The sequence below is a fragment of the Bacteroidota bacterium genome (genome assembly GCA_016718825.1).
Taxonomy (GTDB): Bacteria; Bacteroidota; Bacteroidia; order J057; family JADKCL01; genus JADKCL01.
Window position 1 is genome coordinate 1 of record JADKCL010000022.1, and the last position, 25568, is coordinate 25568.

Annotated in this window: 21 protein-coding genes; 5 read left to right on the forward strand and 16 right to left on the reverse strand. The window is 50.2% G+C overall.

Going from position 1 to position 25568, the window contains the following annotated elements:
* Window positions 1-69 precede the first annotated feature (69 nt).
* Window positions 70-759, forward strand: coding sequence for a hypothetical protein (locus tag IPN95_20280; GenBank protein MBK9451706.1), 690 nt, complete (start codon window positions 70-72; stop codon window positions 757-759).
* Window positions 760-792: 33 nt separating this feature from the next.
* The gene (locus tag IPN95_20285) at window positions 793-1935 is read left to right on the forward strand and encodes an AAA family ATPase (protein ID MBK9451707.1); all 1143 of its coding nucleotides are present in this window, start codon (window positions 793-795) and stop codon (window positions 1933-1935) included.
* 131 nt (window positions 1936-2066) lie between these two features.
* Here IPN95_20285 and IPN95_20290 read toward each other — a convergent pair whose 3' ends face one another.
* The gene (locus IPN95_20290) at window positions 2067-3497 is read right to left on the reverse strand and encodes a hypothetical protein (GenBank protein MBK9451708.1); all 1431 of its coding nucleotides are present in this window, start codon (window positions 3495-3497) and stop codon (window positions 2067-2069) included.
* Window positions 3498-3676: 179 nt separating this feature from the next.
* On the opposite strand from IPN95_20290, the gene IPN95_20295 reads away from it, so the two are divergent.
* Window positions 3677-5965, forward strand: a complete 2289-nt coding sequence (locus tag IPN95_20295; protein ID MBK9451709.1) for a T9SS type A sorting domain-containing protein — start codon at window positions 3677-3679, stop codon at window positions 5963-5965.
* Window positions 5966-6054: 89 nt separating this feature from the next.
* Here IPN95_20295 and IPN95_20300 read toward each other — a convergent pair whose 3' ends face one another.
* The 10 genes from IPN95_20300 to IPN95_20345 all read right to left on the reverse strand — a co-directional run bounded on the left by IPN95_20300 (window position 6055) and on the right by IPN95_20345 (window position 15955).
* A complete protein-coding gene (locus IPN95_20300; GenBank protein ID MBK9451710.1) occupies window positions 6055-6768 on the reverse strand; it encodes a 1-acyl-sn-glycerol-3-phosphate acyltransferase in 714 nt (237 codons plus the stop codon).
* Between the two features lie 42 nt (window positions 6769-6810).
* Window positions 6811-9174, reverse strand: a complete 2364-nt coding sequence (locus tag IPN95_20305) for a hypothetical protein (GenBank protein ID MBK9451711.1) — start codon at window positions 9172-9174, stop codon at window positions 6811-6813.
* A 107-nt stretch (window positions 9175-9281) separates the two neighbouring features.
* On the reverse strand, window positions 9282-11390 hold the full coding sequence (recG, locus tag IPN95_20310; GenBank protein ID MBK9451712.1) for an ATP-dependent DNA helicase RecG: 2109 nt from the start codon (window positions 11388-11390) through the stop codon (window positions 9282-9284).
* Between the two features lie 18 nt (window positions 11391-11408).
* The gene (locus IPN95_20315; protein ID MBK9451713.1) at window positions 11409-11738 is read right to left on the reverse strand and encodes a hypothetical protein; all 330 of its coding nucleotides are present in this window, start codon (window positions 11736-11738) and stop codon (window positions 11409-11411) included.
* A gap of 6 nt (window positions 11739-11744) precedes the next feature.
* Window positions 11745-12194 carry a hypothetical protein gene (locus tag IPN95_20320; protein MBK9451714.1) on the reverse strand — a complete coding sequence of 150 codons (450 nt, stop codon included), beginning with the start codon at window positions 12192-12194 and terminating at the stop codon, window positions 11745-11747.
* Window positions 12195-12311: 117 nt separating this feature from the next.
* Window positions 12312-13244, reverse strand: coding sequence for a hypothetical protein (locus IPN95_20325; protein ID MBK9451715.1), 933 nt, complete (start codon window positions 13242-13244; stop codon window positions 12312-12314).
* A gap of 124 nt (window positions 13245-13368) precedes the next feature.
* Window positions 13369-14142 (reverse strand): T9SS type A sorting domain-containing protein, encoded by a 774-nt coding sequence (locus IPN95_20330; protein MBK9451716.1) that lies wholly within the window; start codon window positions 14140-14142, stop codon window positions 13369-13371.
* Between the two features lie 733 nt (window positions 14143-14875).
* Complete coding sequence (locus IPN95_20335; protein MBK9451717.1) at window positions 14876-15232, reverse strand: hypothetical protein; 357 nt, start codon at window positions 15230-15232, stop codon at window positions 14876-14878.
* Window positions 15233-15338: 106 nt separating this feature from the next.
* The gene (locus IPN95_20340) at window positions 15339-15731 is read right to left on the reverse strand and encodes a hypothetical protein (GenBank protein MBK9451718.1); all 393 of its coding nucleotides are present in this window, start codon (window positions 15729-15731) and stop codon (window positions 15339-15341) included.
* Window positions 15692-15955: a hypothetical protein gene (locus tag IPN95_20345; GenBank protein ID MBK9451719.1), complete on the reverse strand. Its 264-nt coding sequence runs from the start codon at window positions 15953-15955 to the stop codon at window positions 15692-15694. Before IPN95_20345 ends, IPN95_20340 begins: the two co-directional genes overlap by 40 nt.
* A gap of 289 nt (window positions 15956-16244) precedes the next feature.
* On the opposite strand from IPN95_20345, the gene IPN95_20350 reads away from it, so the two are divergent.
* Entirely contained in the window at window positions 16245-16811 is a 567-nt protein-coding gene (locus tag IPN95_20350) for a hypothetical protein (protein MBK9451720.1), read from the forward strand.
* Between the two features lie 94 nt (window positions 16812-16905).
* Here IPN95_20350 and IPN95_20355 read toward each other — a convergent pair whose 3' ends face one another.
* The 3 genes from IPN95_20355 to IPN95_20365 all read right to left on the reverse strand — a co-directional run bounded on the left by IPN95_20355 (window position 16906) and on the right by IPN95_20365 (window position 22797).
* Complete coding sequence (locus IPN95_20355; protein ID MBK9451721.1) at window positions 16906-19338, reverse strand: TonB-dependent receptor; 2433 nt, start codon at window positions 19336-19338, stop codon at window positions 16906-16908.
* Between the two features lie 128 nt (window positions 19339-19466).
* Window positions 19467-21911: a TonB-dependent receptor gene (locus IPN95_20360; GenBank protein MBK9451722.1), complete on the reverse strand. Its 2445-nt coding sequence runs from the start codon at window positions 21909-21911 to the stop codon at window positions 19467-19469.
* A gap of 106 nt (window positions 21912-22017) precedes the next feature.
* Window positions 22018-22797, reverse strand: coding sequence for a T9SS type A sorting domain-containing protein (locus IPN95_20365; protein ID MBK9451723.1), 780 nt, complete (start codon window positions 22795-22797; stop codon window positions 22018-22020).
* Window positions 22798-23079: 282 nt separating this feature from the next.
* Here IPN95_20365 and IPN95_20370 point away from each other — a divergent pair, with 282 nt between their 5' ends.
* Window positions 23080-23550, forward strand: a complete 471-nt coding sequence (locus IPN95_20370; GenBank protein ID MBK9451724.1) for a peroxiredoxin — start codon at window positions 23080-23082, stop codon at window positions 23548-23550.
* Between the two features lie 133 nt (window positions 23551-23683).
* Here IPN95_20370 and IPN95_20375 read toward each other — a convergent pair whose 3' ends face one another.
* Complete coding sequence (locus tag IPN95_20375; GenBank protein MBK9451725.1) at window positions 23684-24283, reverse strand: T9SS type A sorting domain-containing protein; 600 nt, start codon at window positions 24281-24283, stop codon at window positions 23684-23686.
* A gap of 476 nt (window positions 24284-24759) precedes the next feature.
* Complete coding sequence (locus IPN95_20380) at window positions 24760-25389, reverse strand: T9SS type A sorting domain-containing protein (GenBank protein MBK9451726.1); 630 nt, start codon at window positions 25387-25389, stop codon at window positions 24760-24762.
* Between the last annotated feature and the right edge of the window lie 179 nt (window positions 25390-25568).

A 25568-nucleotide genomic window follows, 5' to 3' on the forward strand; every position in this document is an offset into this window, starting at 1 on the left:
TGAATTCTTGAAACAAAAAGAATGTATTTTAGTCTTTTCCTTTTTTCCAGTCTTGAAATTCGATGCGACATGAATATTTTTGAAACTACCAAGGCCAAATTAGATTCCTTGGATGTGAAATCTTACGCAGCAGATCTTCCTGCAGGAAAAATAAGATGGGTCGACGCCAATCGCAATACTGTTGCCCATGCCGATTGCAAGGGCATTATTTCATTTGCTGGCACCAACCAAAGCTATGTTTGGATTTCCACAATGAGTTACTATGACAAGATTCCTAGAATTCAGGTTCCAGACGGGGAAACCACCTCAAAGTCAGGCGTTTCCGAAGATGAGGCAAGGACTGTAGCTTCAACAGCTGCAAAAAATGCTGGCGCTGAGTACGCCTATGCTGCCCCAGTTGCCGGGGGTGGATTCCTATACCTTGCCATATTCAACATGAAAATCGGTGATATTGAAAACGGCCAAGATGGTGCCTTGGAGAAGGAAAAGGCACTCTGGGAATTTATCAAGCTTAAAATGGAAGGGATTATTCCGCTTCTCGGCGAATTGGAATTTGAGTCACTTTTCTATGGACTACTAGGTGAGCTTGAAAACCAGATGCATTATGTTTTTCGGGGCCATCCGGTCGAGGGTAAGCTGAAAAATATCCTTCAAACCCTAAACCAATCCGATCTTGAACATGAATGCGGCCCAGGTATGTTACGCGATTTACAAGCTGTTCTCGATCTGACGAACAAGGAACTTGAAAGATTCGACTAGTTTTCTTTTCCATCACCAACAACCCATTCTACTATGAACTCAAAGCAAACCGTTTGGACATCTCCGCTTTGCCCCGCCCCCGATCAGCCGCTGAATTGGGAGGCCTTGAACGCGCTCAACTGGGTGCAAAAGCTGCACGGCACGCCCCAAAGCCCGATCCACCATGCCGAAGGCAATGTTGGCATCCATACGCGGATGGTGATGGAAAGCTTGCTTTCGCTACCTGATTATCAATCGCTTCCGGAGCCCAAACGTTCGACACTTTTCCTCGCCACACTCGCGCATGACATCGCCAAGCCGATGTGCACGGTCATCGAGCCGAATGGGGACATTGTTTCGCCGCGCCACGCGGTCAAGGGCCGCAGCTTGATTCGGCAGGAAATTTTTCAGCAAAATCCGGGGCCGATTCCGTTTGCCATTCGGGAGGAAATCGCGCAATTGGTGCGGTACCACGGCTTGCCGTTGTGGTTTTTGGAGAAGCGTGATTTACAGGCTACACTCTTGAAAGCCAGCATTTCCTGCGATCTGAAGTTGCTCGCTTTGCTGGCAGAGGCGGATGTCTTGGGCCGCGAATGCAAGGACAAAAACGAACTCCTCGACCGCGTGGCGATATTCCGCGAATATTGTCAGGAACAAGGAGTTTGGGACGGGCCTTGGCCGTTCAAGGATGGGCATCAGCGGTTTGAATACTTCAAAAATCCGGAGAATGGGCCTTTTTATGAGCCGTTTGATGTTTTCCGGGGCGAAGCGATTTTGATGTGCGGCATGCCGGGTTCGGGCAAGGACACCTGGATTGCAAAACATGGCCAAGGCTTGCCGGTGATTTCGCTGGATCAGATGCGCGAGGACATGGACATCGCGCACCGCGAAGCCCAAGGCAAACTCATCAACGCCGCCAAAGAACGCGCCAAGGAGTACATGCGCAAAGGCCAATCCTTCATTTGGAACGCGACCAACATCGTGCCGAGCATCCGGGGGCAGCTGATCGAGCTGTTTGACAGCTACAAAGCCCGCACGAAAATCGTGTATATCGAGGTTCCATTCGCCAGAATGATGCAACAAAATGCCAACCGCGCAGCCAAGGTTCCCGACAATGTCATGCGCCAAATGGTCAAAAAATGGGAAGTGCCTGAGGTTTGGGAAGCTGTGGACGTGGAGTTTGTAGTTGGAGTTTGAGTGCGAGGAAACAGTTCGAGGGTGGATAGCGAAGGCGGCGCTAACACACCAGCCGCCGATAGCGCCACCTTCGCGAGTTCCCGCATGTCGTAAACAGCCCAACCGCTGATTGCGCCACCTTCGCATCCCGGTCACCCGCCTAGCTTCTCGCGCAGCCAATCGGCATCTGCAATCTGCCTGGTCGCCTCAAAGTCTGCCCGGATTTTCGCGATCCGTTTGTGGTCTCCGTAACCTACGCGGCTGAGTTTCTTCACAAAAAGGATCAAGTTGAGATAATTGGTGCGGTGTGAGGCCGAAATGAGCTTGTTTCTGCGAAGAAAAGTGCGAAAGCTCTCTATCAAGCTGTCCAATGCGTCGATTTCATGGAGTTCGAAGTAGATTTTGAGCAGCATCACTTTGGCGTCGAGGTTGTAAAAAACATCTTCGTATTCCAGCTTTTGAAGGAGCTTGAGCACCTCACTGTAATGCTTTTCGTAGAAATGCAGCTTGGCGAGGTTGTAGGTAAATGCGTTTTCGCGGTGCTCGACCGGGATGCGGTCCTTGTAGCTGCGAATGAAACTTTCTACCCACTCAAATTCGGAGAGGCGTAACCCGACGACCACGATGTTTTTGTAATCCCAAGGGCTGAGGCTGTCGCCTTCGAGGAGAACCTTGCGTTCCAATGATTCCTTGTAAAGGTCAAAGATTTCGCGCAAATAGGTTCCTTCGCCGGCGTTGATGCGGCCGATGCAATAGTTCATGGCAAAGGCATAAAGGTGCCGTGCTTCATCGAGCGTAAATTCGAGGGCGAACTGCGACAACTGTTTGCGCAGCAGCGGATAATGCTCATTCTCCTCTGGCCGGCTGAGCATTTGGTAGATCCGGAAGTAGATCAAAACGGCCGGATCCTCTGCGTAATGACTGGTCGGCAACTGCTTCAGCAAGCCCTCGATCAAGGGATCCTGAAAGTCACCGCCCATCACGTTCCGGTTGTTGAGGCGCGTGCAAGCATATTTGAGCTTGTTGAAGAGGTAAAACCGGTCCAAACTGGCGACCGACGCATCCAAATTGGTCACGCCACTGCGGTTTGCACTTCGTTCGAGCCAGGCATTGCGTTCTGCTTCCAGGAGATAATCGTCCAGCAAAGCCCGTGAATTGAGCAATTGATTGCGATCCAACGCGGGATTGGATGGGTCGGTATGCGACAATTCCGATCGCATGGCTTTCCGGTAAAAAAACTCATAAAGGGCGGGGACCTCTCGCTCCCGCAAGGTTTTGAGCAATTCCACCTGCTGCTGCGCTTGAGATTCTGCGAATTGCTCGAGCGTCAAAAACTTGACGACCAATTCCAGCAATTCCGAAGCCAAGCGCCTCAGGAACAAATCTTCGAACGGCCTGTCCGGAAAAATTGCCTTCCAAACATCCTGCTTTTCCATGGAGCCCGCCGGCGAAAAAAGTGCATTCGCAAGACTCCACAGGCGCAAATCGACATTGTGGTAGGGTGATGCCAAGAACTTCAACAGCCTTACCTGTTCTTTTTTCTGCAAGGTCGACAGCAACCCAACCAATTTTGAATCTTTCACTCCGACAAATTACAAATTTTGACATTCAAATATTGACATAAAGTCACATTTTAAATCAAAATCGAATATGCGCCCAAAATGATCAGCCGACAAATATTTAAAAATGTTCTTTTTTAGCCCTTCACTTCGGTCAATCTTTGTATTGTGCAAGTTCCATTGACGGTTCTTGCAACCAGAGAATGCATCGAGACAAAGAAAATATCACCAAAAATTTGCTGCTTTACGGGAATCCTATGCGCCTGAAATACATCCTTACGCTGCTCTTGCTTTGCCTTGGTTTTGGAATCGGCACGCTTTCGGCCACCCATTTCATCGGCTCCACCATTACCTATGAATGCCTTGGCGGAGGCCAATACCGCGCTCATTTGCATTACTATGCCGATTGCCAAGGATTGACTCCCAATCCCGCGCCGCTGACCGTTACCGGATTCGGGGTCGGATGCACCGCACCCACGGCAACGGCATGGACGCTTGTCAGTTCCGATGATGTTTCCTTTCTCTCTCCTGCCTACCCGACCACATGCTCCGGCGGAGCCTACCCTGGAGTGAGGGACTATCATTTCACGAGCGACTACAATTTTAGTGGTGTTTCTTGTACCAAGTACCAGTTCTCGTGGAATGAATGCTGCCGTAACGGATCGAATACCAGTATTCAAAACGCGATGACAGCCGGCTCTACCGTTGTCACCGACACCCTGAATTTGAGCATCGTGGGTTGCAACAGTTCGCCAGTTTGGCACAATGCGCCTCCACGCATCGCTACGGCCCTGCGCAGCAACAACTTTTTTGACCTTGGTGCCACCGATCCCGATGGGGATTCCTTGGCTTATTCATTGGAAACGCCACTCGATGGCAGCGGAAACCCGATCGTTTACAACCTGGGTTACAATTGGTGGAATCCGATGGGACCGAATTGGATGCATACGTTCAATGAGGAAAATGGTCTTCTATGGATCGTACCCAATGCCGGTGCGAATGTCATCGCGTCCATCGGCGTGCGCGTAACGGAATATCGCAACGGTCAACGAATTGGGAGTGTGCTGCGCGAATTTGAAATCCTCGGTTCGACGACATTTCCAGCGAATCTTCTACCTGCAATTTCGCTCCCGACCAATCCTGTTGGTGCCCGGGTGATTGGCGGACAGATCATCGTGCCACCCGGAGGCAGCTTCTGCGTGGACTTCAATGCTACTGACCCCAACACCGGCGATGCCACGCAGCTCAGTTGGATGAGTGACCTTCCTGGGGCCGCATTCACCGACACCTTTGGCATCGGTCCGGATACGGTGATGGCTGTCGGACCTTGGGCACGACTTTGCTGGACCGCCCCAACTTCGATTGCAGCGCCAACTGGCAAGCGTTTTTGGATCACGGCCATCGACACTACCTCGCAACTCAACAATATGGTTGCCGCTTGGTACGACATTCGGCTTGGGGATACGAGCCTTGTATGGCCAGGGGATGCAGACAACAATCTGGTGGCTGATGCCTTTGACCTTCTGCCGATCGGTGTCAACTACGGGAATGTTGGGACGATGCGAAGCACGATCACCAATGCTTGGGCAGGCCAAGTGAGTTCGCCTTGGACTTGGGGAACACCTATCCCCGGCATCATCGACGAAATGTTCAGTGACTGCAACGGCGACAGTCTTGTCGACGACAATGACACCTTGGCGATCACCTTGAACTATGGCCTTACACATTTGAAGGCAAATCTTCCTGTGGCGCGTGGCACGACAGTTGATCCACCTTTCCGGCTTGTGCTGCCTGACAGTGCATCCGTCGGAGACACGATCTCGGCGCCGATCATCTTGGGAGACAATAGTGTACCTGCCGCCAACATCTACGGATGGGCTTTCAAATTGCATTACGATGCTTCGTTGATTGACAGCAGCACCTTCTGGATCGACTTCAACGGCAGTTGGCTTGCGAATGGAAGCACCACGCTCGACATGTCGCGCAACCATCCGACGCTTAGCATCTGTGATGCAGCGCAAGTACGCACCAACCATACCTCTTCTTCCGGAATGGGACAGGTGGCGACCGCTCACTTTGTGATCATCGACAACATCGACGGCAAACGGGCGACACTGGATTCCGCATCCTTGAATGTCTTTTTCACGGATGTGAAAGTCATTGGCATGGATGGCCTTGCAATGCCGGTCGATGCACAGCAAGATTCCATGATGGTCTTTGACCGTACCACCGAGACACCACTACTCAATGCGCCAGATGCATTTGTCCAAATCTATCCGAATCCAGCCCAAGATCGCCTGACGATTGCGGCTACCGGTACGGAAATCGAGGAAATTGAATTGATTTCGCTGCAGGGTCAGTTGCTTTTCCGTCAGACGGAGATTCACAAGGCGAAGTTCCCGATGTCGCTCCACGGATTTGCACCGGGCATGTACTTCGCCCGCATCCAAACGAAATCGGGCATGACGGTACAACGCATCGTCATCGAATAAGCCAAGAAGACTTTTTTTCTACTATTGGAAGTTATGATTCTAGGAAGTGCCGACCCTTGGGTTGGCATTTTCTATTTTTCGCTACCCGGTCAATTCGGATACTTTGGGTCCAACTCGATCTGCTTTGCGATCATGGCTGCGCGGACGCGCTCGACCAAGGCGGCCACATCGACTTCCTGCAATCCCACCGTCGAAATCGGCTCCATAAAATGCTGACTCAGCACTCCGGGACGGATCTTCCCGAATTTGGCTTGGGGCATCGTGCGTCTTGTATTGATCGTCACCACGGGAAGGATCGGAACCTGGGTCGCGACGGCGAGCTTGAAGGCGCCATCAAAAAAGGGCTGCATTTGCTCATTCGTGCGATTTTGAGTGCCTTCCGGATAGATCATCAGGGATTCGCCCAAAGTTACGGCCTCGACCATACGTTGGAAGCTGGCTTTGCGGCTCTCGGGGCTGCTGCGGTCGACCATGATCCCGGAGGTTTTGAAGATGAAGCCCATGATCGGCACCTTGAGCAATTCGCGTTTGGCGAGCGTGCGAAAGGGCGCACGGATGTTCACATAGGAAACAGGGGTATCCAGAAAACTGTTGTGGTTGGTTACCAACACCATCGGGGTTTGGCCATATTCAGCCTTCCAACCCGTCTGCCGATACCGGATCCCGATCCAAAATCCCCAGAATTGTGACCACATGCGCAGGATGGAATCACTGTAAACCAAGGCCTTCTTGCGTGACATCAGCTTGCCCCAAAGCAGGAAGAAAAATGCCCAAAGCATCGTGGAAATGAATGTCCATGCCACCCAAACCACATATATTTTTTGAAGGATCTTTTTGATAGTCTTTTACCGTTGAATCAAAACTCGCTGACTTCCAATGCGGCCGGCTGCATCGCGTACCGAAACCATGTACCAGCCGCTTGCAAGATAACCCTTTTCCAGCGCGATGGTTTCCTGATTTTCTACCAGCATTTCATGGATCAATCGACCTTCACCATCCACCATTCGAATCTCATACTTTCCGTTCGGCTCGGGCAATTGAAGGTAAAACCGACCGTCATTGGGATTGGGATAGACCTTGAGTTCCAAGGAAACCGAGGATTCGGCAGCCACAACGAAATTTTCATAAGTGCCCATTGCATATTCGCCTTCCAGCAAATCCAATGCGATGATGCTGCCGATCTTGTCTGCGGGGCTTCCCATCAGCCGCTGAAAATTGGTGACTTGCTGCCAGTCCTCACGCGCGTTGGGACGGTAGAAGAGCAAGAGCGAGTCTTCACCGTTGGTCATCCAAGTATGGTCGAGCAATCCAGCGGACTGGGCCGTGGTGCCATTGTAGAAAAATTTGCCACGAGCTTGGAATCCATTCGGGAAAATACCCCTCACAGTCCAATACCGCGAATTGCCAAGTTTGATCCCGGGCCTGGGTGACCAAAAGCTGTCTGGCGCAATCCAGTTGTGGGTTACTTGCACCCACGCGCTGTCAATCAATGAATCGACCACGACATCCAGCCAAGTATTGGGAAATGTTTTGGTTCCGGTACTGCGAATGGTTTGGTAATTGTCGGTGGTAGCATCTGCAACCCATTCCTCGGGGTCGATGATCACGGCAACGGGCATGAACATCCAGCCGATATGGATGGAATCTGATGCGCCCGTAATGACCACATTGGTATCCAATCGCTCCCAATTGGCCCCTAAGAACCGCACGGGCACCACCAACGAATCACTGTAAACAGTCGCAGGCCCCTTAAACCGCTGCCTGAAAAACATATAGGTATGGTCCAATCCGCCGGGAATCACATAAAATGAATCCAATGAAACGTGGACAAATCCACCTTGATGCACCCAAGAATCGAAGAAATTGGTCAGATTGCGGCCCGTGCTCGCTTCCAAGCTCAACCGAAGGCTGTCGCTGTTCACGTGGCTGAATCGATATTGATTGAGGTACTGCGTGATGCCCGGAAAAAAACGGCTATCCCGCAATTGCCCGCGCAACGAGTGCGCTACCAAGGCGCCTCTGCTGTAGGTCGTGCGACTGTAAGTATAATCATGTGGCATCGCCGAAAGCGGCTGATATCCACCATCTTCCACGTAAGCGCGACGCAAGACATCACTGTGGGTACTGCGGTTGTAATTTTTGTAGGAGGTAAAGCCGTAGGCAGCCTCCATAAAAATCGATTCGCAGAAACTGGCCCAACCTTCATTCAGCCACATTTCGCCTTCCTCTTCGCAGGTCACCAAATCTCCAAACCAATGGTGACTCGCCTCGTGGGCCCAAATCGTCTCGTAGGCCTGCCCCTGATTGAGCAAAACCCGCGGATAAGCGATGTTGGTGGCATGTTCCATGGCCCCGACGCTGCCATTGACCGGCTGATTGACAATCACATAACCGAGGCGTTCCCAAGAAAACGCGCCAAACTTGCTTTCAAATGCAGCGACGCCGGTGAGCAGGCGTTGTGCTTGCGTTTTTGCGGCCGCAGTATCCCCAGCGGTAGCATAAATGTCAAAGGGAATCGTGTCCCCGGAAATGCTTACAAACGAACGCGCGACATGCGCATACGGGGCAACGCTAAATCCCACCAAGTAGGTCGGAATGTTGTCGCGCAGGTTCCAATGCCAGATTTTGCTCGCACCGCCGCCATTCGTCTTGGATTGCAAGGTGCCATTGCAAATGGCCATTTGGCTGCTGTCCACCCGGAAATAGAAATCAAAATAGGCGCGATCGACAAAATTGTCCTTGCAGGGAAACATGCTCCGACCATACACATGCGGATCGGTCGTCAGTCCCACGCCTAGGTTAAAAACATTGTTGGGCACGAAATAAACGCCGCCAAATCCGCCAGCGTCCAGCGAACTGCGGCCTCGGTACCAAACGGAAACCACGACAGTGTCTCCCATTCCAGGCGCAGGACTGGGGTGAATCGCGAGTAATGTGTCGTTGTAGGAAAAGGTCGTAGTCAATCCATTGACCTTGACACTATCGACTTGGTAGCGCAGCAAATCCAAAGTGATGGAGCTCAGGCTCGTGACGGTCGATACCAATTGCACATCGGTATGCCCCCGAATCTCCCTCAGATTGGTCGCATTGACGATCGTATCGACGTGAATGCCGTAATGGATCACGTCCAGCGAATCGGAATTGGAGGCCTTGGCCGTCGCAAAAACGGAAAACAATGCAAGGAAACAGACGAAATGGGAACAACGCATCAACGAATCAATTTTGATCCTCCAAGATAGAAAACTTATCGTTACCCCGCGGCGAATGGCATTCGATGGATCGAAATTGAATTCATAGGCCATCCAAATCGACCGTTTCAGGCGATGTCTTTCAAAAAACCGTATTTTTTGCGGTACTGATCCAAATATGCCCGAATGCCCTGATTTTCAGGCTTGGCAAGTGCGGGATCCTCGGAAATCAAGGAAAATGCGGCTTCCCTTGCGATTTCAAACAATTCGCCGTCCTCGATGAAGTTGGCGAGGCGGAGCTCGGGAATCACACCGCTTTGCCTTGTACCGAGAAAGTCGCCGTGGCCACGCAACTTGAGGTCAATTTCAGCGATTTTGAAGCCATCATGGGTATCGACCATGGCGCGGAGGCGCTTTTTGGCATCTTCGCTGTTTTTTTCGCTTGCCATGAGAATGCAATAGCTCTGTTCCGCGCCACGCCCTACCCTACCCCGCAATTGATGCAGCTGCGACAACCCAAACCGATTCGAATTTTCAATCACCATCACGGACGCATTGGGTACGTCCACGCCAACCTCAATCACAGTCGTCGCCACCAAAATCTTCGTTTCGCCCTTTTTGAAGCGTTGCATTTCAAAATCCTTGGCTTCCGGCTTCATGCGCCCGTGTACGATGCCGACATGCAAATCCGGAAAACGCCGCGACATCGCTTCATACCCTTCGGTGACGGCAATAAAATCGAGCTTTTCATTCTCCTCCACCAAAGGATAAACCACATAGACCTGCCGACCGGCCTCGATTTCCTTTTGCATGAATCCGAATACCTGCAGGCGTTGCGCTTCCGTGCGTACTGCCGTGAGTACAGGCTTGCGCCCGGGAGGCAATTCGTCGATTTTGCTCACGTCGATGTCGCCAAAGAGCGTGAGCGCAAGCGTGCGTGGGATGGGCGTCGCGGTCATGACCATGTTGTGCGGGCTGAGGTCGGCCTTGCTCCAGAGTTTGGCGCGTTGCATCACCCCGAATTTGTGCTGCTCATCGACCACGACCAAGCCCAGTCGCTGGAAACGCACATGGTCTTCGATGAGCGCGTGGGTCCCCACGAGAATGTCAATGTGGCCGCCAGCCAATTCGAGGAGGAGTTGCTTGCGCGCTGCGCCCTTGACGCTGCCGGTGAGCATGGCCACACGCACGCCCATGGGCGCGCCGTAGCCCTTGATTTTCGAGTAATGCTGTTCCGCCAAAATCTCCGTCGGCGCCATGATCGCAGCCTGAAAACCATTGTCCAGCGCCAGCAGCATTGCCATAAACGCGACCATCGTCTTGCCCGAACCGACGTCGCCCTGCACGAGCCGATTCATCTGAATCGGTCGCCGCAAATCCGCCCTGATCTCCTTCAGCACCCGCTTTTGGGCACCTGTCAGTTCAAACGGGATGTATTTTTCGTAGAATTCGTTGAAATGCCGCCCCACCACCGGAAAAGGATGGCTTGGCCGCAGCGGTTGCTCCACCAGCTTGCGATGCGCCATGATCAACTGAAAAAAGAAAAATTCCTCGAATTTCAGCCGATTTTGCCCCTTTTCGAGCATTTGAAAATCGTCAGGAAAGTGGATTTGCATGAATGCATTCCTTCTGGAAAGCAGACCATACTTTTGCATGATCGCGGGAGAGAGGTTTTCGGCAATTTCATCCTTGCCCATCTCCATCATATTGCTGACGATGGCACGAAATCCCTTCGAATCAAGCCCCGCGTTCTTCAGCTTTTCGGTGGAGGCGTACAGGGGAATGATTTTCAGGCTATGGACCATTTCCTCCGGACTTTTCCCCTTTTCGATCTCCGGATGGGCGATTTGAATGCTGCGGCCAAAAATTTTGGGGCTGCCGAAAACGACGATTTCCTCCCCGATCTTCAAAGTCTCCTTGACGTAACGCAGGCCTTTGAACCAAACCAATTCGATTTCGCCAGATCCGTCGGTAAAAGTTGCGTTGAGTCTGCCGCCCTTTTGCCCTTTGACCTCTTCGAATGCGGTGATTTTCCCAAGTAGCGTCACTTGCGCCATGTCTGAGCGGATGTCCCGGATGCGGTGGACTTGGGAGCGGTCGACGTATTTGCGGGGAAAATAGGTGAGCAAGTCCCCAAAAAAGAAGATGCCCGCATCGGCGTTGAGCATTTCTGCACGCTTGGGACCGACCTTTTTGAGGTAGGTAATCTCCTGTTTCCAGAAATTGAAGACCGCCATGGCGGCAAAATTAAGAATTTAGCCCAGAAACAGGCCGCAATTGGGGCAATCACAATTTCCCCGAGGAACAAAGGCATCGCAGGCCGGACATTGGGTCGGCAGCTTTTGGGGATCAATCGAGAACAATTCAAGCAACCGTTCTTCGGCTTGATCCTTCAGTTCTTGCGGAATCAAGAATTGCATCGGCCCAGCAAAAACGGCGGCGGCATCGCCATAGATCGAATAAATATTTTCTCCCAACAAATGGTAAGGCAGGCAAAGACGGTCCAAGAGCATGCGCACGCGGATCGCTTCTGATTGACTACTTGCACTTGCGATCGGGTAATATTCGGCTGATCGGCTTGCCATGGATGGTTATTGCTGCACCACGATGGGTGTTGACAGGACGCTGTTACTCACATTTCCTGCACGGTCGACGATATAAACGCGGTAAACCAAGGGTTCCTCGGTCGGTTCCCAAGGTGGCGTGGTCAAAACCACGGAAATTTCGCCCTGAATTGAAGGCTTGCGCGTTTCAGGGGTAAGGCTTGCAAAAGGGAACGCTGAAAATCGTGCAGAATCAGCGGCATAGGCGCTGCGCATGTCTTCGACAAAAAGGTTGTTGGTTGGATCTCCCTCATAGCCAAGATCACCGTCACCATCCTGGTAATGAATGGTCAAGCTGATTTCGTCGGCCGTGAATTGTGTGGCCGTCGAAGGTGTAATGCTCAAAAAGGAAATTTCCGGCTCATTGGGAAACACAGGAGCGTCGTCGCAGGCGACGAACAGCAAGAAAGCGAGCGGAAGAAGGAGTGACTTTTTCAAAACCAATTCAATCTGTCAATGAAGTTAGGCATTCTCCCGACAGGAATCAACCCTATGATCAAAACGATTGGAAGGCAAAATTTGTTACAGAAACGGCGTTTGAAAATTTCGGCCGGCTCATTCAAAAGGAACCAATTCGAAGCTACCCAGCCCCAAATCAATGACCAATGTCATGGCCTCCTGCGAATGGAGCTTGTAGGCGTGACTGACAAAGGTATTGTCGCCCGTTTTGACATACCCCTCCGGGACCGGTGCCGAGGAAAAAATCGTGCTGTTGAGGATGATCTTGACCGGAGCATCTTTGTGCACAAGGAGCGTACAACTTCCGGCACCTACATCAATGCGCACCATGCTCTTGGAAGTCATGCCGTTGCCGACCACAATTTTGGTGTCGCCCATGGCATTTTCAATGGAGACATTGGCGGCGCGCGCCAACTCGAGGTTGCGCACCACGATTTTGGACATGCCTCCGCTCAAATGCATGAGCTTCATCGGGGCAGCACTGGGTTTGTTGTAGCAAATGACAACGTCTGCCGCGCCGGAAACGATGCGCAAGGCATGCATGCGGGTATCGGAGAGATCAAGCCGTGCGCTGCCGTAGCCGAGATCCAGCTTCATCATCATGTCGGCCTTGGGGTCGACATTCAGTTCCATGACATATTTGGAGGGATCGTCGTCGATGGTCATGCTCCCCGCCATGCGGTAACTCACGGCACTCGAACTGCCACGCATCGTGGTTTGGCTCTGGTAAACGGTTTTGTTGGTATGCATGCCCATGGACATGGTTGCACGAAGGTGTTGTTCAGCGGTTGTGTCAAGGTGGCAAATCGGGGCAGGCTTGCCTTCTGGCAACGAATAACGTGTGGTTGTTGCGCCGGGACATCGTGCCGGAGCAATAAATGTCTGCCCCAACGGCACCTCGATCAAAAACTCGGTCAATCCAAGGAATGGGCTTGTGAGAATGGTGTCAGCATGCGACTGCCCCTGCGAAAGGGCAGCGAGTGGGAGCAAAACTGCTGCAAATGAAATACCCAACACCGCACGAAACATGGAGTTCTATACGTCGGCAATACAGATAGGTTACAGGGAAGTGTCAAAAAAACAGCATTTTTTTAATGCTGAACGCCAGAACCTTATGGGATTCTGGCGTTCAAATTATGAAACCGTATCGCGTTTAGAGCTTCACGATTTTGCGGGTGAGCTTCTCGCTGCCGCTGTTCAAGCTCACAAAATAGGCACCGGCATCGACTTTGTCCAAGGCAAGTCTGATGGCATTGGCGCCTGCGTTCGCGGAGATTTCTTGACGAATCACCGATTTCCCATTCATGTCGCTCACGGTGAGCAACAAGGACTCGGACTGATCGTTGTAGAATGTCAAATTCAAGAAGTCAGCAGCAGGATTTGGTCCAACTGCACCCCAAACCAATCCTGTAGGACCAGCAAAGTTCACTTCAATGGCTTGCGAGGCATCGGAGTTCCCTGCTTCATCCAGTTGAAGGATCCGGTACCGGTTGATGCCTGGCATCGGAGCGAGGTCCACAAATTCATAACGTCGCTCTTCGGCTGAGTAACCCGTAGCATTGACGGTTCCGATTTCTTCAAACACGCCGCTTGTGCCTACGCGCTCAATGGCAAAAAATTCGCTATTGGTTTCTGAAATCGTCGCCCACTTTACCTTAATAGCGTTCTCGGTGGCGATGCCTTCAATATTGCCCCATTCCACGGCGAGGGTAGTGAAGTTGAACATCATATCAGCATCGGGATAACAACCGTCAATCGGGTTACCTGCACCTTCAATTCCGTAAACACGAACGGAGTCAGGAATTTTATTAACCTGAAAAAGATAATCGGTTGTGTTGGAGCCGATGTTTCCGCACAAGGCCGTGCTTGTCACACAAGCATAGGGCTGTAATACACAGGGAGCAGTATGGTAGTAGCCTGGATCCACATAAACAATTGTTGCCTGGGTAAAATAGGGCGGGACAGGTGAGGCCAATGTCGCTACCCGGCATCGTGCAATTTGCAAAACCCTGACCACTGGTAATCGTTCTGGGGAAAAAGCATTGAATCATAAAACCCGAGCGATGCGTCCACCAACCGAAGCTGATCGAGCGTGTGTCGCTGTCTGCCCCAAGACCGGTACCTGTTTTTCCCCAACCCACGCTCAATCGAAGGCAAACCATCGAGTCGGCAGGAAAAGAGGCATTGAGGAGGGGAGCTTTATAGACCCCACACAATGACGCCAGCAAGGTTGCAGGCCTTGACGCCCTGGCTGCCGCCTATTACCACGGCAGCATTGAGTGTACAACAAAGACTTTCAATGTAAAACTCTTCATAATTCTCGTCCTTTCTATCCTTACCTTGATCCTGTCACCCGCCCAAAAATGATTTTCAGCGGGAGGCCCATACAAAAACCTTTACCTATGGACAAAGTACGAACTTTTTTTTGTTTGAAGCAATATTTTTTCCAGTCTGGGGAGTGACGCATTGCCTCAATCTCAACAAGTAAGACAATTCATCCTGTTTCCCCTGGTTTACAGTAATGATGCTCAAAATACGGCGAAAGCAGATCTTCTGTTCAGCAAATGCCAGCTTTGACATGATCTCAGAGTTTCAACAGCCTGCGGGAAACCTTCCGGTCAGCACCTTGAATGCTGATTTGATAGGCTGCGGCATCGATTTTATCCAAATCCAACAATGTACCCTGAGCCGGAAATTGCCGAGGAGCTGACGAAAACAACCTTGCCGTCCATGGAGCTTAGCGTGAGCTGCATAGATTCTGCACGGTCATTGAAATACGTTAGATTCACGAAATCTTTAGCAGGGTTTGGGCCGATCGCTCCCCAAGCCAGTCCTGCAGGACCATCAAAAACCACCTCAATGGCGTTGGAAACCGAAGAATTACCCTCCGTGTCAATTTGGACGATGCGGTAGCGGTTTTCGCCAGGCATCGGCGCAAGATCTACAAATTCGTACCGTTTGAGCACTGAGGAATTGCCGGAAGCTTTAACTGTTCCAATCTTCTTCGAAGATTCCATCCGCGTTCACCCGCTCGATTCAAAAACGTCTGAATTGACCTCCGTCAAGGTCGACCACTTCACTGCGATCGTGCGTATCTCTCGATACCCCGAAATTCCACCCCATTCAAATGTCCGCCGGATCATTAAAGAAATGCATCATGTCCGCATCGGGATAACAACCATCCAAAGGATTTCCAGCGCCTTCAACCCCGAAAACACGCACTGAATCCGGAATTTGGTTCACCTGAAATGTATAGGTAATGCATTGCTGTGCCAAGGCACCACAGTCTGCAGTTGTGGAAATGCAACCAAAAAGCTGAGCCGAACAAGGGTCAAATCCGTAATATCCTGGATCAACAAAAAGGACAGTTCCCTGACTGTTGAAGGGCGCGCCCTGCGGACCAATATCGGCACCGGGCATCGTACAGTTATCAAAACCTCGACCACTGGTAATCGATGTCGGTGTAAATGCCCGAATCACAAAACCAGCCTGATGGTCATACCAGCCAAAACCCAACGAGCGCGTGTCGCTGTCTGCCCCAATGAGGTACCAGTAACACCATACCCATTACAAACAGTAAGGCAAATCAAAGTGTCATTGGGAAAGGAGCTGTTGAGCAAAGGCGAAGTCGTCGCCCCGCAAAATGTTAAATCCGATAGGTTGCAGGCATTCAAAGCGCCGGCATTGCCAAGCAAGAGCAATGAAAACAATACCAAAAGTCTCTTTGTAGAAATTTTCATGGGGTGAGATTCCTTTCCGAGGTTAAAATGTAGCTGATAATTGGTCGGAAGGAGACAGGCTCCTTCAAAAAACTTGCTACCAACTTACAAATTCCCTTGTAAACGTCCAAAAGTTTTTCGCTGGGTCTACTGAGAATCAGCAAATTCCAAGGTCGCTAGCCTTCAGTTCGCATGGACTTGCGAATCGCCTTGTCGGCCAATGAACAGTTTTGGTGAACGGCAACGTATTGGCTTGCGGTTTTGGCCCATTTGGAAGAAATCTCCGAACTTTGCACAAGAATACACTTGGATGCACGAAATAGAACCTTTTTACGGCTGGCTGGGCTTTTATTCGAATGAGGCTGATCCCTATTCTCCTTATCAGGATGCCGATCACAATGCCTTTGATTTGGACAAAGGCGTGTATGAATACCTCGCCCACCCACTGTGGGATGCCTTCGGCTCCGACGGAATGCTCCTCAAGATCCTCTATGCCGATTACGAAACGGGCTATGCCATCATTGAATTGTTTGGCGTGTGGAATGACCTGATTCAGAACGACTACCGATTGCTTTCAGAAAACTTCTTCACATTCATGATCGATGCCGGCATCTCCAAATTTGTCTTGATTGCCGAGAATATTCTGAACATCTACCTGGATGCGGACGACTATTACGAGGCTTTGCAAGAAGAATTGGAGGACGGCTGGATTTGCCTCATCCGCGCACGCGCGCACGTGATCGCTGAAATCGAAGAGTACGAAATCGGTCGCTACTTCTTCTGGTCAGAGGAATTGGATGCGCTGAATTGGCGCAAGCTCAAACCTTGGGATCTTTACGGCCTTGTCGAAGCGAAAATGCCCAAACTCCTCTTATAATTCAGAGTTCAGAGTAATAAATTTGTACTGTTTGTTCAGCGTTCAGAAGGCAGAGTTCAGAGTAATCCATTGACTCTAAACTCTGAATTCCGAACTAGAAAACGTATTTCATTTGGAACGCATACGAGCGTTGCTCGCCCATATTTCCTGGCAATACCGCATACTCTTCGTTGAGGGCATTTTTGGCCGACAATGTCAACTGAAACGCTTTGGAAACCTGGGCCGAAACGACAAAATCGAAGATGCTGAAGCCTTTAGGATGTGACAAAACCCAATCGGCTGTGCCCGGAACGCCGATGTACAGGAATTGGTCAATGGCCAAAATCGCGGACTTGTAGCGGTAATTGCAGGTCAAGCTGTAGCGGCCATATCCGACGGTCGCGCTGAATCGATTGAGCCATTTACTACGGTATTTCAAAACCTTAGGATTGTCGTCCCGGTGGAACGGCGCATCACTCGGCGAATTCAAAGCGAGAATCATTCCAAATGCCTCTCCCGTAAATGGCTGATCTTGTGGACCTACGGTGTTCAACAAGTCCACTTGCTTTGCGGTATCTCCATTTAGATTCACCGGATTCATGTAGGTGATCCCACCATTGACATCAAAATGGAGTTTTTCATGGGTCCATTGGGCCATTGCCGTTGCTTCAATACCTGTGAGGCGGGCGCGGGCGTAGTTGCGCGTGGAAAACACAGGTGTCGATCCAAAAATGAAGGTATCCGGCGGCACAACACCAAATTCGATCATGTTTTTATAGTCCATCATGAAGCCGGCAACATCCACATAGCCGATCAAGGCGCGTTTTCCTTTGCCGACCATATACCCCTGCCGGAAGCCCAATTCGGTAGAATAACCCTTTTCCACTTCCAATTTGGGATTGGAGGCGATCACCAAGCCGCCGGCATTGGTGTCAAGGTAGCGCTCGGCAATCGAGGGGCTACGGAAGGCTTGGCCAAACGAGGCCCGAATGTTGGAGCCTTGGCGAAATTCGTAGTTGGTACCGACTCTGAAAATCGGCGATGCATTGATCAGCGTATCGTCGATGGTCCACTTGTCAAAGCGTGCACCAAACGTTGCTGACCATTTCGCTGAAATTCGTCCATCGACTTGGGTATAAGCAGCAGTATTCAGTGCCGTATGTTTTCCTTTATAGATACTGTCGCCGCGTATCGTGTTGTAGCTCAATGTTCCACCAATCACCCAAGTCAAACGCTCGTCAAGCAAGCGCGTCGAGAAGTTGTAGTCGTTGAAATACATCGCATTGTAGTTGCTTTGGTAGGTGTCGTTGGTATTGCTCGTGCGCATCATGCGTCCACGGTAGGAATGCAAATTGCCCTTGGGCGTAAGATACTTGATATAAGGATCGATCGAGCTTCGGATGTTGAGCTGCCTGCGAATGCTTGTAGAGCCGGAAAGTGCCCCCAAGGAATTGAAAACGGTATCTCCGCCAAAGGTAATCAACGTGTCATCAGGGTAATACGAATCCCAGAAAACCGAAGTACTCGACGAATCAAAACGGATGTTTCCGTTGATTCCCCACGTCAAGCCGTTCAGGCCCTTGGGCCGAAATTTGGTCATGACTTGGGCACGGCCTTGCGTCGAGGCATTGTTGGCCTTCCATCCGGTATCTTTCCAAAAATCGACCAAGCCAATCACGTCATGACGCCCGATTTTGTGGCTGTGAAAGATATTGATGCCTGCATTCTTGGCGAATCTGTTTCCATCCCAGTCCAATCTTTTGTCTCTCGGCGAGCCATAACCTGTGCCGCGAAGGCGAATGGAGGTCTTGGGCTTTTCGGGCGCATCGGCCATCAACACATTGATGACGCCGCCCATGGCGGAGGAACCGTAAAGCACCGACGAAGCGCCTTTCATCACCTCAATTTGGGCGATGTTGTCCGTCGGAATCATATCAAACTGCGCGATGCCGGCATCAGGCGACAACAAGGGTAGGCCGTCCAACAACAGCATTACGCGGCTGCCCACGCCGTACGCATATCCCGAACTCCCCCGGATACTCGGCTGACCGTCAATGATATCCACACCCGAGTTTTGCTGCAAGGCGTCCTTGATATCATGGCTCACCTGCATGTCGACCTTCTTTGCGCCGATGACATCAAACGAAGCCGAAAGTCTGGAAATATTCTGTTGTCCCTTGTTGGCGGTGAAGACGATGGGGTCAAACAAAACCTGCTTTCCCTCACCTGTAACCAATTCGACTTCATAGTTGACTTTGCCGGTTTCAGTCTTGACGACAAGCGTGGTGTCAGATGGAAATTCGACGTAGCGAAACAGCAGTTTGATTTCGGGAGCCGAATTGACCAAAAAAGAGAAATTACCGTCTTCACCGGTACTCATACCCATTTCTGTGCCCACCACGATGACCGTTACGCCCTGAATCGGACTTTTGTCGGTGCCATCGATGACCCTGCCACGGATATTTACCTGCTGGGCAACCAACGAAACCGTCATTCCCAGAAAAAACAAAACCGCCAATGCGAAGCCATTTTTGAGGGGGTGCTTCATGATTCTTCTATCTTTATTGCAACAAACCAATGGTAAAGAAAAGGAAAAAAGCCATCCAAGCAATATTTTCAGCTTGGATGGCTTCTTTGATTCTGGCAATTCCGGCCAGAAATACCGTGCTCAGACGATCAGAACACGTATTTCATCTGGATATTGAAATTCCGTTGCTCGCCGATGATACCTGGCAAAATCACGTATTCGCGGTTGAAGGCATTTTCAGCACTCAAAGCAATTTGGAATCCCTTTGTCACCTGTGCCGAAGCAATGATGTCGACCAAACCATAACCTTTGGGGTGGGCCTTCACCCAATCAGATGCACCTGGAATCGCGGCATACAAAAACTGGTCAATTGCCAACACTGCCGACTTGTAGCGGTAGTTGCAGGTGAGGTTAAAGGCCCCATAGCCTACGGTAGCACTCACACGATTGAGCCATTTACTTCTGTATTTCAGGACCTTAGGATTATCTACACGGTGCCCTGGCATATCTTCCGTTGTGAGCATACTCAGCAACATACCAAATGCCTCATTGTTGGTCGGATTGTCTTGCGGACCCATCAAGTTGAGCAAATCTACCTGCAAAGAATCTGGAGAAGGATCCAAATTGACTGGGTTGATATATGTGATACCCCCGTTCAAATCAAATCGCAACTTACCCATGGTGTATTGCAGCATCGCTGTTGCTTCAACCCCGGCGGTACGCGCATGGGCAAAATTCTTGGCGGTGAACACCGGTACCAATTCCGTCAGGATAAACGTGTCCGGGGTTTGCACGCCAAACTCGATCATGTTTTGATAATTCATCACAAATCCTGCGACGTCAACATAGCCCAACAAACTGCGGTCTGAACGGGTTTTTGACTGCCAAAGGAAACCTTGGCGGTAGCCAATTTCAGCTGAAAAGCCCTTTTCGACGAGCAAATCAGGATTAGGAGCAATCGTCAAGCCACTTGCGAAAGTATTGGTGTAACGCTCAGCAATCGACGGACTGCGAAATGCCTGACCAAATGAAGTACGGATGTTGGAGCCTTTGACAAACTCGTAGTTCAAACCAGCCCTGAAAATCGGGGAACGGTTGTTGACGCTGTCGTCAATTTGCCAGTTGTCAAATCGACCCCCGATGGTTGCATTCAACTTTTCAGTGAGCCTTGCATCAAACTGCGTATAAACCGCCAAGTTGACTGCTTTGTGGTCGCCGCCGTAAAGGCTGTCGCCATCTGAAAAATTAAAGGATGCCGTCGCACCGGAAACCCAGTTGATCCGGTTTTCCCAGAGATGGGTGGAAAATTGATAATCATTGTACCACATCGTGTTGTGGCTACCCTGCCCTGTATCGTTGTTGTTGTTGGTGCGCATGTAACGTCCACGGTAGTTGTGGATGTTGCCTTTGGGCGTCAAATACTTGATATAAGGATCAACGGTAAAACGTGTATTGAACTGTGAGCGTGCAGAATTCTGGCCAGAATAGGCTCCCAGCGAATTGTAGCGCGGCTCATCGCTTGCAAACGCGTAAAAAGTGTCGGCAGGAATGTAAGAGTCCCAAAACAAAAAGGTTGTGCTGGAATCGAATTTCGTGCTTGCATTGATGCCCCAAACCATGCCGGGCACGGCCTTTGGCCTGAATTTGGTCATGATTTGGGCACGACCTTCGGTGGAGCCGGTGCCGTGGCGCCATCCCGTATTTCTCCAGAAGTCTCCGAGAAGGACCAAGTCGTGGCGGCCGATCTTGCGACTGTGGAAAATGTTGATGCCTGCATTTTTGGCGGATTTGGTGCTATCCCAGTCCAACCGCTTGTCATAAGGCGAATCGTACATTGCACCACGCAAACGAATTGAAGTTTTAGGCTCCTCTGGCGCATCCGCCATGATCACGTTGATGACCCCACCCATGGCACTCGAACCGTATAGCACGGACGATGCGCCCTTCATCACCTCGATTTGAGCGATGTTGTCGGTCGGGATCAGGTCAAACTGCACATATCCAGCATCCGGCGACAGCAACGGCAAGCCGTCAAGCATCACCATGACACGGCTACCGACACCGTAGGCATAGCCTGAGCTGCCTCGGATGTTGGGCTGACCGTCGATGATATCCACCCCGGAGCTCTGTACCAGTGCGTCCTCGATATCGCTCGAAATCTGGAGATCCACACTCTTTTGGCCAATCACATCCATGGACGTCACGACATCCGCCAAGGTTTGCTCATGCTTGCCGGCTGTAATGACGACCACATCCATGGTCATGGTTTTCTTTTGACCGAGAAGCATCTCGATAGCATATTCGTTGACTCCCGGATCCGTAACGACCGTGAGGGTCGTGTCGGAGCCAGAATATTGAAACCTGACTTTCAATTCAGGCGCTCTCTTGACGGAGAAACTGAACATTCCATCCTCCAGGGTTAAGCCTCCGGCCTCGGTTCCGACGGAAACCGTCACTCCTTCGAGTTTCGATTTGTCGTTGACATCGAGCACGGTTCCTTTCACAGTGACGTTTTGCGCCATCAGGCCCCAACCCGTCATTCCCAATAGGAAAACAAAAAGCCCCAATACGATTTTCGATCTGCCTCTAGCCATAAAATGATTCTAAATTTTAGACCAACTTACTAAAAAAAATGAAAGAACCGCCCTGATCTTCGAGATGAATCACAGGGCGGTTCTTTTAAAATTCAAAGATCAAGGATCAATGAACTGCGGTAAACTTCTTGGTAGCGACATACTCGCCATCATTGATGCTCATTTTCAACAAGTAAGCACCAGTAGCCAAATCTTTGGAGTCGATCACCAACTCCTGCTCGCCTTGACGCTGCATGCCATTTGAAAGGACAGCAATTTCGCGGCCCATCAGGTCCATGACACTGATTTTGACGTTGGCATCGCTCACCAAATTGTAACGCACGTTGGCTTGACCTGCAACCGGATTTGGTGCAATGTTCAAACCTGCGTTTGCAAATGGGGAGGTATTGGCCACAACACCGCCGATGCGATAATAAACAGGGATGTCTTGTGGAATCGACTGAACACCTACAAAAGGCACAGTTACATAAGCAACGCCGGTCACGATGATTGAGTCATAACCAGGGTAAGCTGGCGATTGTGCAGTCGGTGTACCGTAGATTTTCACGCAACCACGTGTCAAGTTTGGTGGGTTGCTGACGTAGTTGCAAGTTGGGTGGTTTTGGTTGCACTCATAGTTCAGACCATTTGGAATCTGCGTGACTTGGCTTACGAGGAAGCTGTCAAATGCGAGCGTAAAGCCAAACAACACGGTGTCCACTGGAAACACAAACTGTACGACTTCATTGTACGCTGCATTAGCAGTCATGTCAGCAAGTGTATCACTTGGGTAAATACCAGGGGAGCTATACTGATTGTCCACGACGCAAACCTGAGCGGTTGCTGTCGAAAATTGGCCCACCATCAGGGCAGCAAAAGCAAACGAGAGTAGTAAAATTTTCTTCATAAGGCTTTCAAAAAGTGTTCAGAGTAACGTTAAAAATACCCATTTAAAGAGGCAAGTTAGGCATTTTTTTATTTCAAAACGTGATTTTTTTCCTGCCAAAGAGAACCGTTCCAGTGCGCGCGGCCTCAACAAATTGCCTTTGAATGTGTTGAGAAGGTCCTTTTTTTCAATGTTTCCGCCCTTGCCCCCGGGATGAAGTAACTGGGTAAGCTCGATTGTTGGGTGCGTTGAACTATCTGCTCGGTTTGGGGTTCTACAAACAAATATCTAAAAATTCTTGCAATGGCAGCACTTTCCGTAGGCAATATAGCTCCTGATTTCAGCCTTCCCGATCAAAACGGGAAACCCTTCCAACTATCCCAAGCACTCAAGACGCATGCTGTCGTTCTCTATTTTTATCCGAAGGATGAAACCTACGGTTGCACCAAAGAGGCCTGCTTTTTTCGGGATGCATTCGAGGATTTTGTGGATGCCGGGGCCATCGTCGTCGGTATCAGCGCAGACTCCGTTCAATCCCATGAAAAGTTTGCAGACCATCATCGGCTTCCCTTCACCCTTCTCAGTGATCCCGACAAAGCCGTTCACAAACTTTTTGGCGTCGAAAAGGGATTCTTGGGACTGCTATCGGCCAGGGTCACCTTCGTGATTGATCCGCAAGGACGCATCTGCAAGACATTTGATTCCTTGGCCAATTTTCAAGGTCACGTCGTGGAAAGCCTCAAAGTAATCAAGTCCTTGACAGCAACGACCTGATCCTTAAAGTGAACATGCATTAAAAATCGAGGGTTGAGCCTCCATCCTTGAAAAACGAAGCAGACATCTCAAAGTCGAAAGCAAGTAGCGTATTTCATCTCCATCACATCTTTAGGTATTGAAATTCGAAGGCTTACAACTTCACAATACGCTTCGTGGCGCTATACCCTCCGGCAGATTCGACGCGAAGAAAATACAAGCCATGAGGCAAATCATCCATTCCGATAAGAATTTTTTGATTTCCCATCGCCAAATCCGAGCGTGTAATCCTTCGCACTTCGCGCCCAAAGGCATCGGACAGCAAAAAATGGACGCTTCCTGGCTGTTGCATCTCAAAGGTAACCCAAGCACCGTCAGCGACGGGGTTGGGGTTCACCTTCAAACCCGCGGTTGGGAGAAGCTCTAAACCAATTCCAACAAGTTGTCCCTTTCGATAATAGATCGGGAAACCAACAAACAAAGGGCTGTTTCCAAAGGGCGTAGTGATGTACATTTCAACCCCAACGATGGTAGAATCCCAACCAGGCATTCCCAGGCTGGTATCAATCGGTGTTCCAGTCAGTCTTAAACAAAGCCGAAAAGGATCGACACCGTTACCTTGATACCTACAGTTATTTACATTACAATTCCAATTGACCGAGGAGGGCAAATTAGCCATAGAAACAACCCTAATGCTATCCCAAACGAGGGTAAACCCAAAAAGAACTGTATCATGTGCAATCACCAATTGCACGACCTCGTCATACGGGACATTGGCCTGCATGTCAGGTAAAGTGTCGCTTGGGTAAATGCCCGGCGAAGTGTACTGCGAATCAACCAAGCAAACTTGGCCAAAAAGTGAGCCCCACAATCCAGTTGCGAAACATCCAGCAAGACAAATCAAACGTAGTAGGATCTTCAAAATCAATTCTTTCAGCCCAATTTCGGTCAATTGCATGACATTTCAAAGGCAAATCACTCCAACCAAATTGCCTCTAAAACAACTCCCACCACTTCCGCTTACGTTTGGGAAAACCAATATATGTGCCTTCCGGATGAATTTGAACGGGAAATGTCTCTGTCGCAAATCCTTCTCCAGCTGCGCTTTTGCCGTCTTCGGGGCAAAATTTAAAACGGTGCCAAGGGCAAACAATGTTCCCCTCTTCATCCACAAAACCCTTTAGATGTATTTCATATTCTGCAGATCTTTACGTATTGAAAATGAAAGACTTAAAACTTCACAATCCTTTGCATGGCGGTCAATCCCTCGGCAGATGCGACGCGAAGAAAATACAAGCCACTGGGCAAATCGTCAATTTCGAGAAGGATTTTTTGATTCCCCATCGCCAAATCTGAGCGTGAGATTTTGCGCACTTCGCGCCCAAAGGCATCGGACAGTGAAAAATGGACGTTTCCTGCCCGTTGCATCTCAAAGGTAACCCAAGCGGCATCCGTGACTGGATTGGGGTTCACCTTCAATTCTGGGGTTGGCATGCGCTCTATTCCGATTCCTACAAGTTGTCCTTTTCGGTAATAGATGGGAAAATCCTCCCAAAAACTATTGCTCCAAATAGGTACGTTAACATGGATCAGTAATCGGACGATGATTGAATCCCACCCAGACATTCCTAAACTGGTATCAATCGGTGTACCAGAGAAACGGAGGCAAAAGCGGATAGGATCGACAGTATTGCCATAGTACTTACAATTGCTGACATTGCATTCATCATTGAGTGCCAATGGCATGCCGTTCACTGAAACCACCTGAATGCTATCATAGGTCAGTGTAAACCCAGAAAAGACCGTATCTAGGGGAAGCACGAATTGCACGACCTCGTCATACGGGACATTTGCTTGCATATCGGGCAATGTGTCACTTGGGTAAATGCCCGGCGAAGTGTACTGCGAATCAACCAAGCAAACTTGACCAAAAAGTGAGCCCCACAATCCAGTTGCGAAACATCCAGCAAGACAAATCAAACGTAGTAGGATCTTCAAAATCAATTCTTTCAGCCCAATTTCGGTCAATTGCATGACAT

What these genes read in the sequence shown, in the direction of transcription:
- IPN95_20280 (MBK9451706.1), top strand. Translation starts at nt 70, where the DNA reads ATGAATATTTTTGAAACTACCAAGGCCAAATTAGATTCCTTGGATGTG.
- IPN95_20285 (MBK9451707.1), top strand. Translation starts at nt 793, where the DNA reads ATGAACTCAAAGCAAACCGTTTGGACATCTCCGCTTTGCCCCGCCCCC.
- IPN95_20295 (MBK9451709.1), top strand. Translation starts at nt 3,677, where the DNA reads ATGCATCGAGACAAAGAAAATATCACCAAAAATTTGCTGCTTTACGGG.
- IPN95_20305 (MBK9451711.1), bottom strand. Translation starts at nt 9,174, where the DNA reads ATGCGTTGTTCCCATTTCGTCTGTTTCCTTGCATTGTTTTCCGTTTTT.
- recG (MBK9451712.1), bottom strand. Translation starts at nt 11,390, where the DNA reads ATGGCGGTCTTCAATTTCTGGAAACAGGAGATTACCTACCTCAAAAAG.
- IPN95_20315 (MBK9451713.1), bottom strand. Translation starts at nt 11,738, where the DNA reads ATGGCAAGCCGATCAGCCGAATATTACCCGATCGCAAGTGCAAGTAGT.
- IPN95_20325 (MBK9451715.1), bottom strand. Translation starts at nt 13,244, where the DNA reads ATGTTTCGTGCGGTGTTGGGTATTTCATTTGCAGCAGTTTTGCTCCCA.
- IPN95_20335 (MBK9451717.1), bottom strand. Translation starts at nt 15,232, where the DNA reads ATGGAATCTTCGAAGAAGATTGGAACAGTTAAAGCTTCCGGCAATTCC.
- IPN95_20345 (MBK9451719.1), bottom strand. Translation starts at nt 15,955, where the DNA reads ATGAAAATTTCTACAAAGAGACTTTTGGTATTGTTTTCATTGCTCTTG.
- IPN95_20350 (MBK9451720.1), top strand. Translation starts at nt 16,245, where the DNA reads ATGCACGAAATAGAACCTTTTTACGGCTGGCTGGGCTTTTATTCGAAT.
- IPN95_20355 (MBK9451721.1), bottom strand. Translation starts at nt 19,338, where the DNA reads ATGAAGCACCCCCTCAAAAATGGCTTCGCATTGGCGGTTTTGTTTTTT.
- IPN95_20360 (MBK9451722.1), bottom strand. Translation starts at nt 21,911, where the DNA reads ATGGCTAGAGGCAGATCGAAAATCGTATTGGGGCTTTTTGTTTTCCTA.
- IPN95_20365 (MBK9451723.1), bottom strand. Translation starts at nt 22,797, where the DNA reads ATGAAGAAAATTTTACTACTCTCGTTTGCTTTTGCTGCCCTGATGGTG.
- IPN95_20370 (MBK9451724.1), top strand. Translation starts at nt 23,080, where the DNA reads ATGGCAGCACTTTCCGTAGGCAATATAGCTCCTGATTTCAGCCTTCCC.
- IPN95_20380 (MBK9451726.1), bottom strand. Translation starts at nt 25,389, where the DNA reads ATGCAAGCAAATGTCCCGTATGACGAGGTCGTGCAATTCGTGCTTCCC.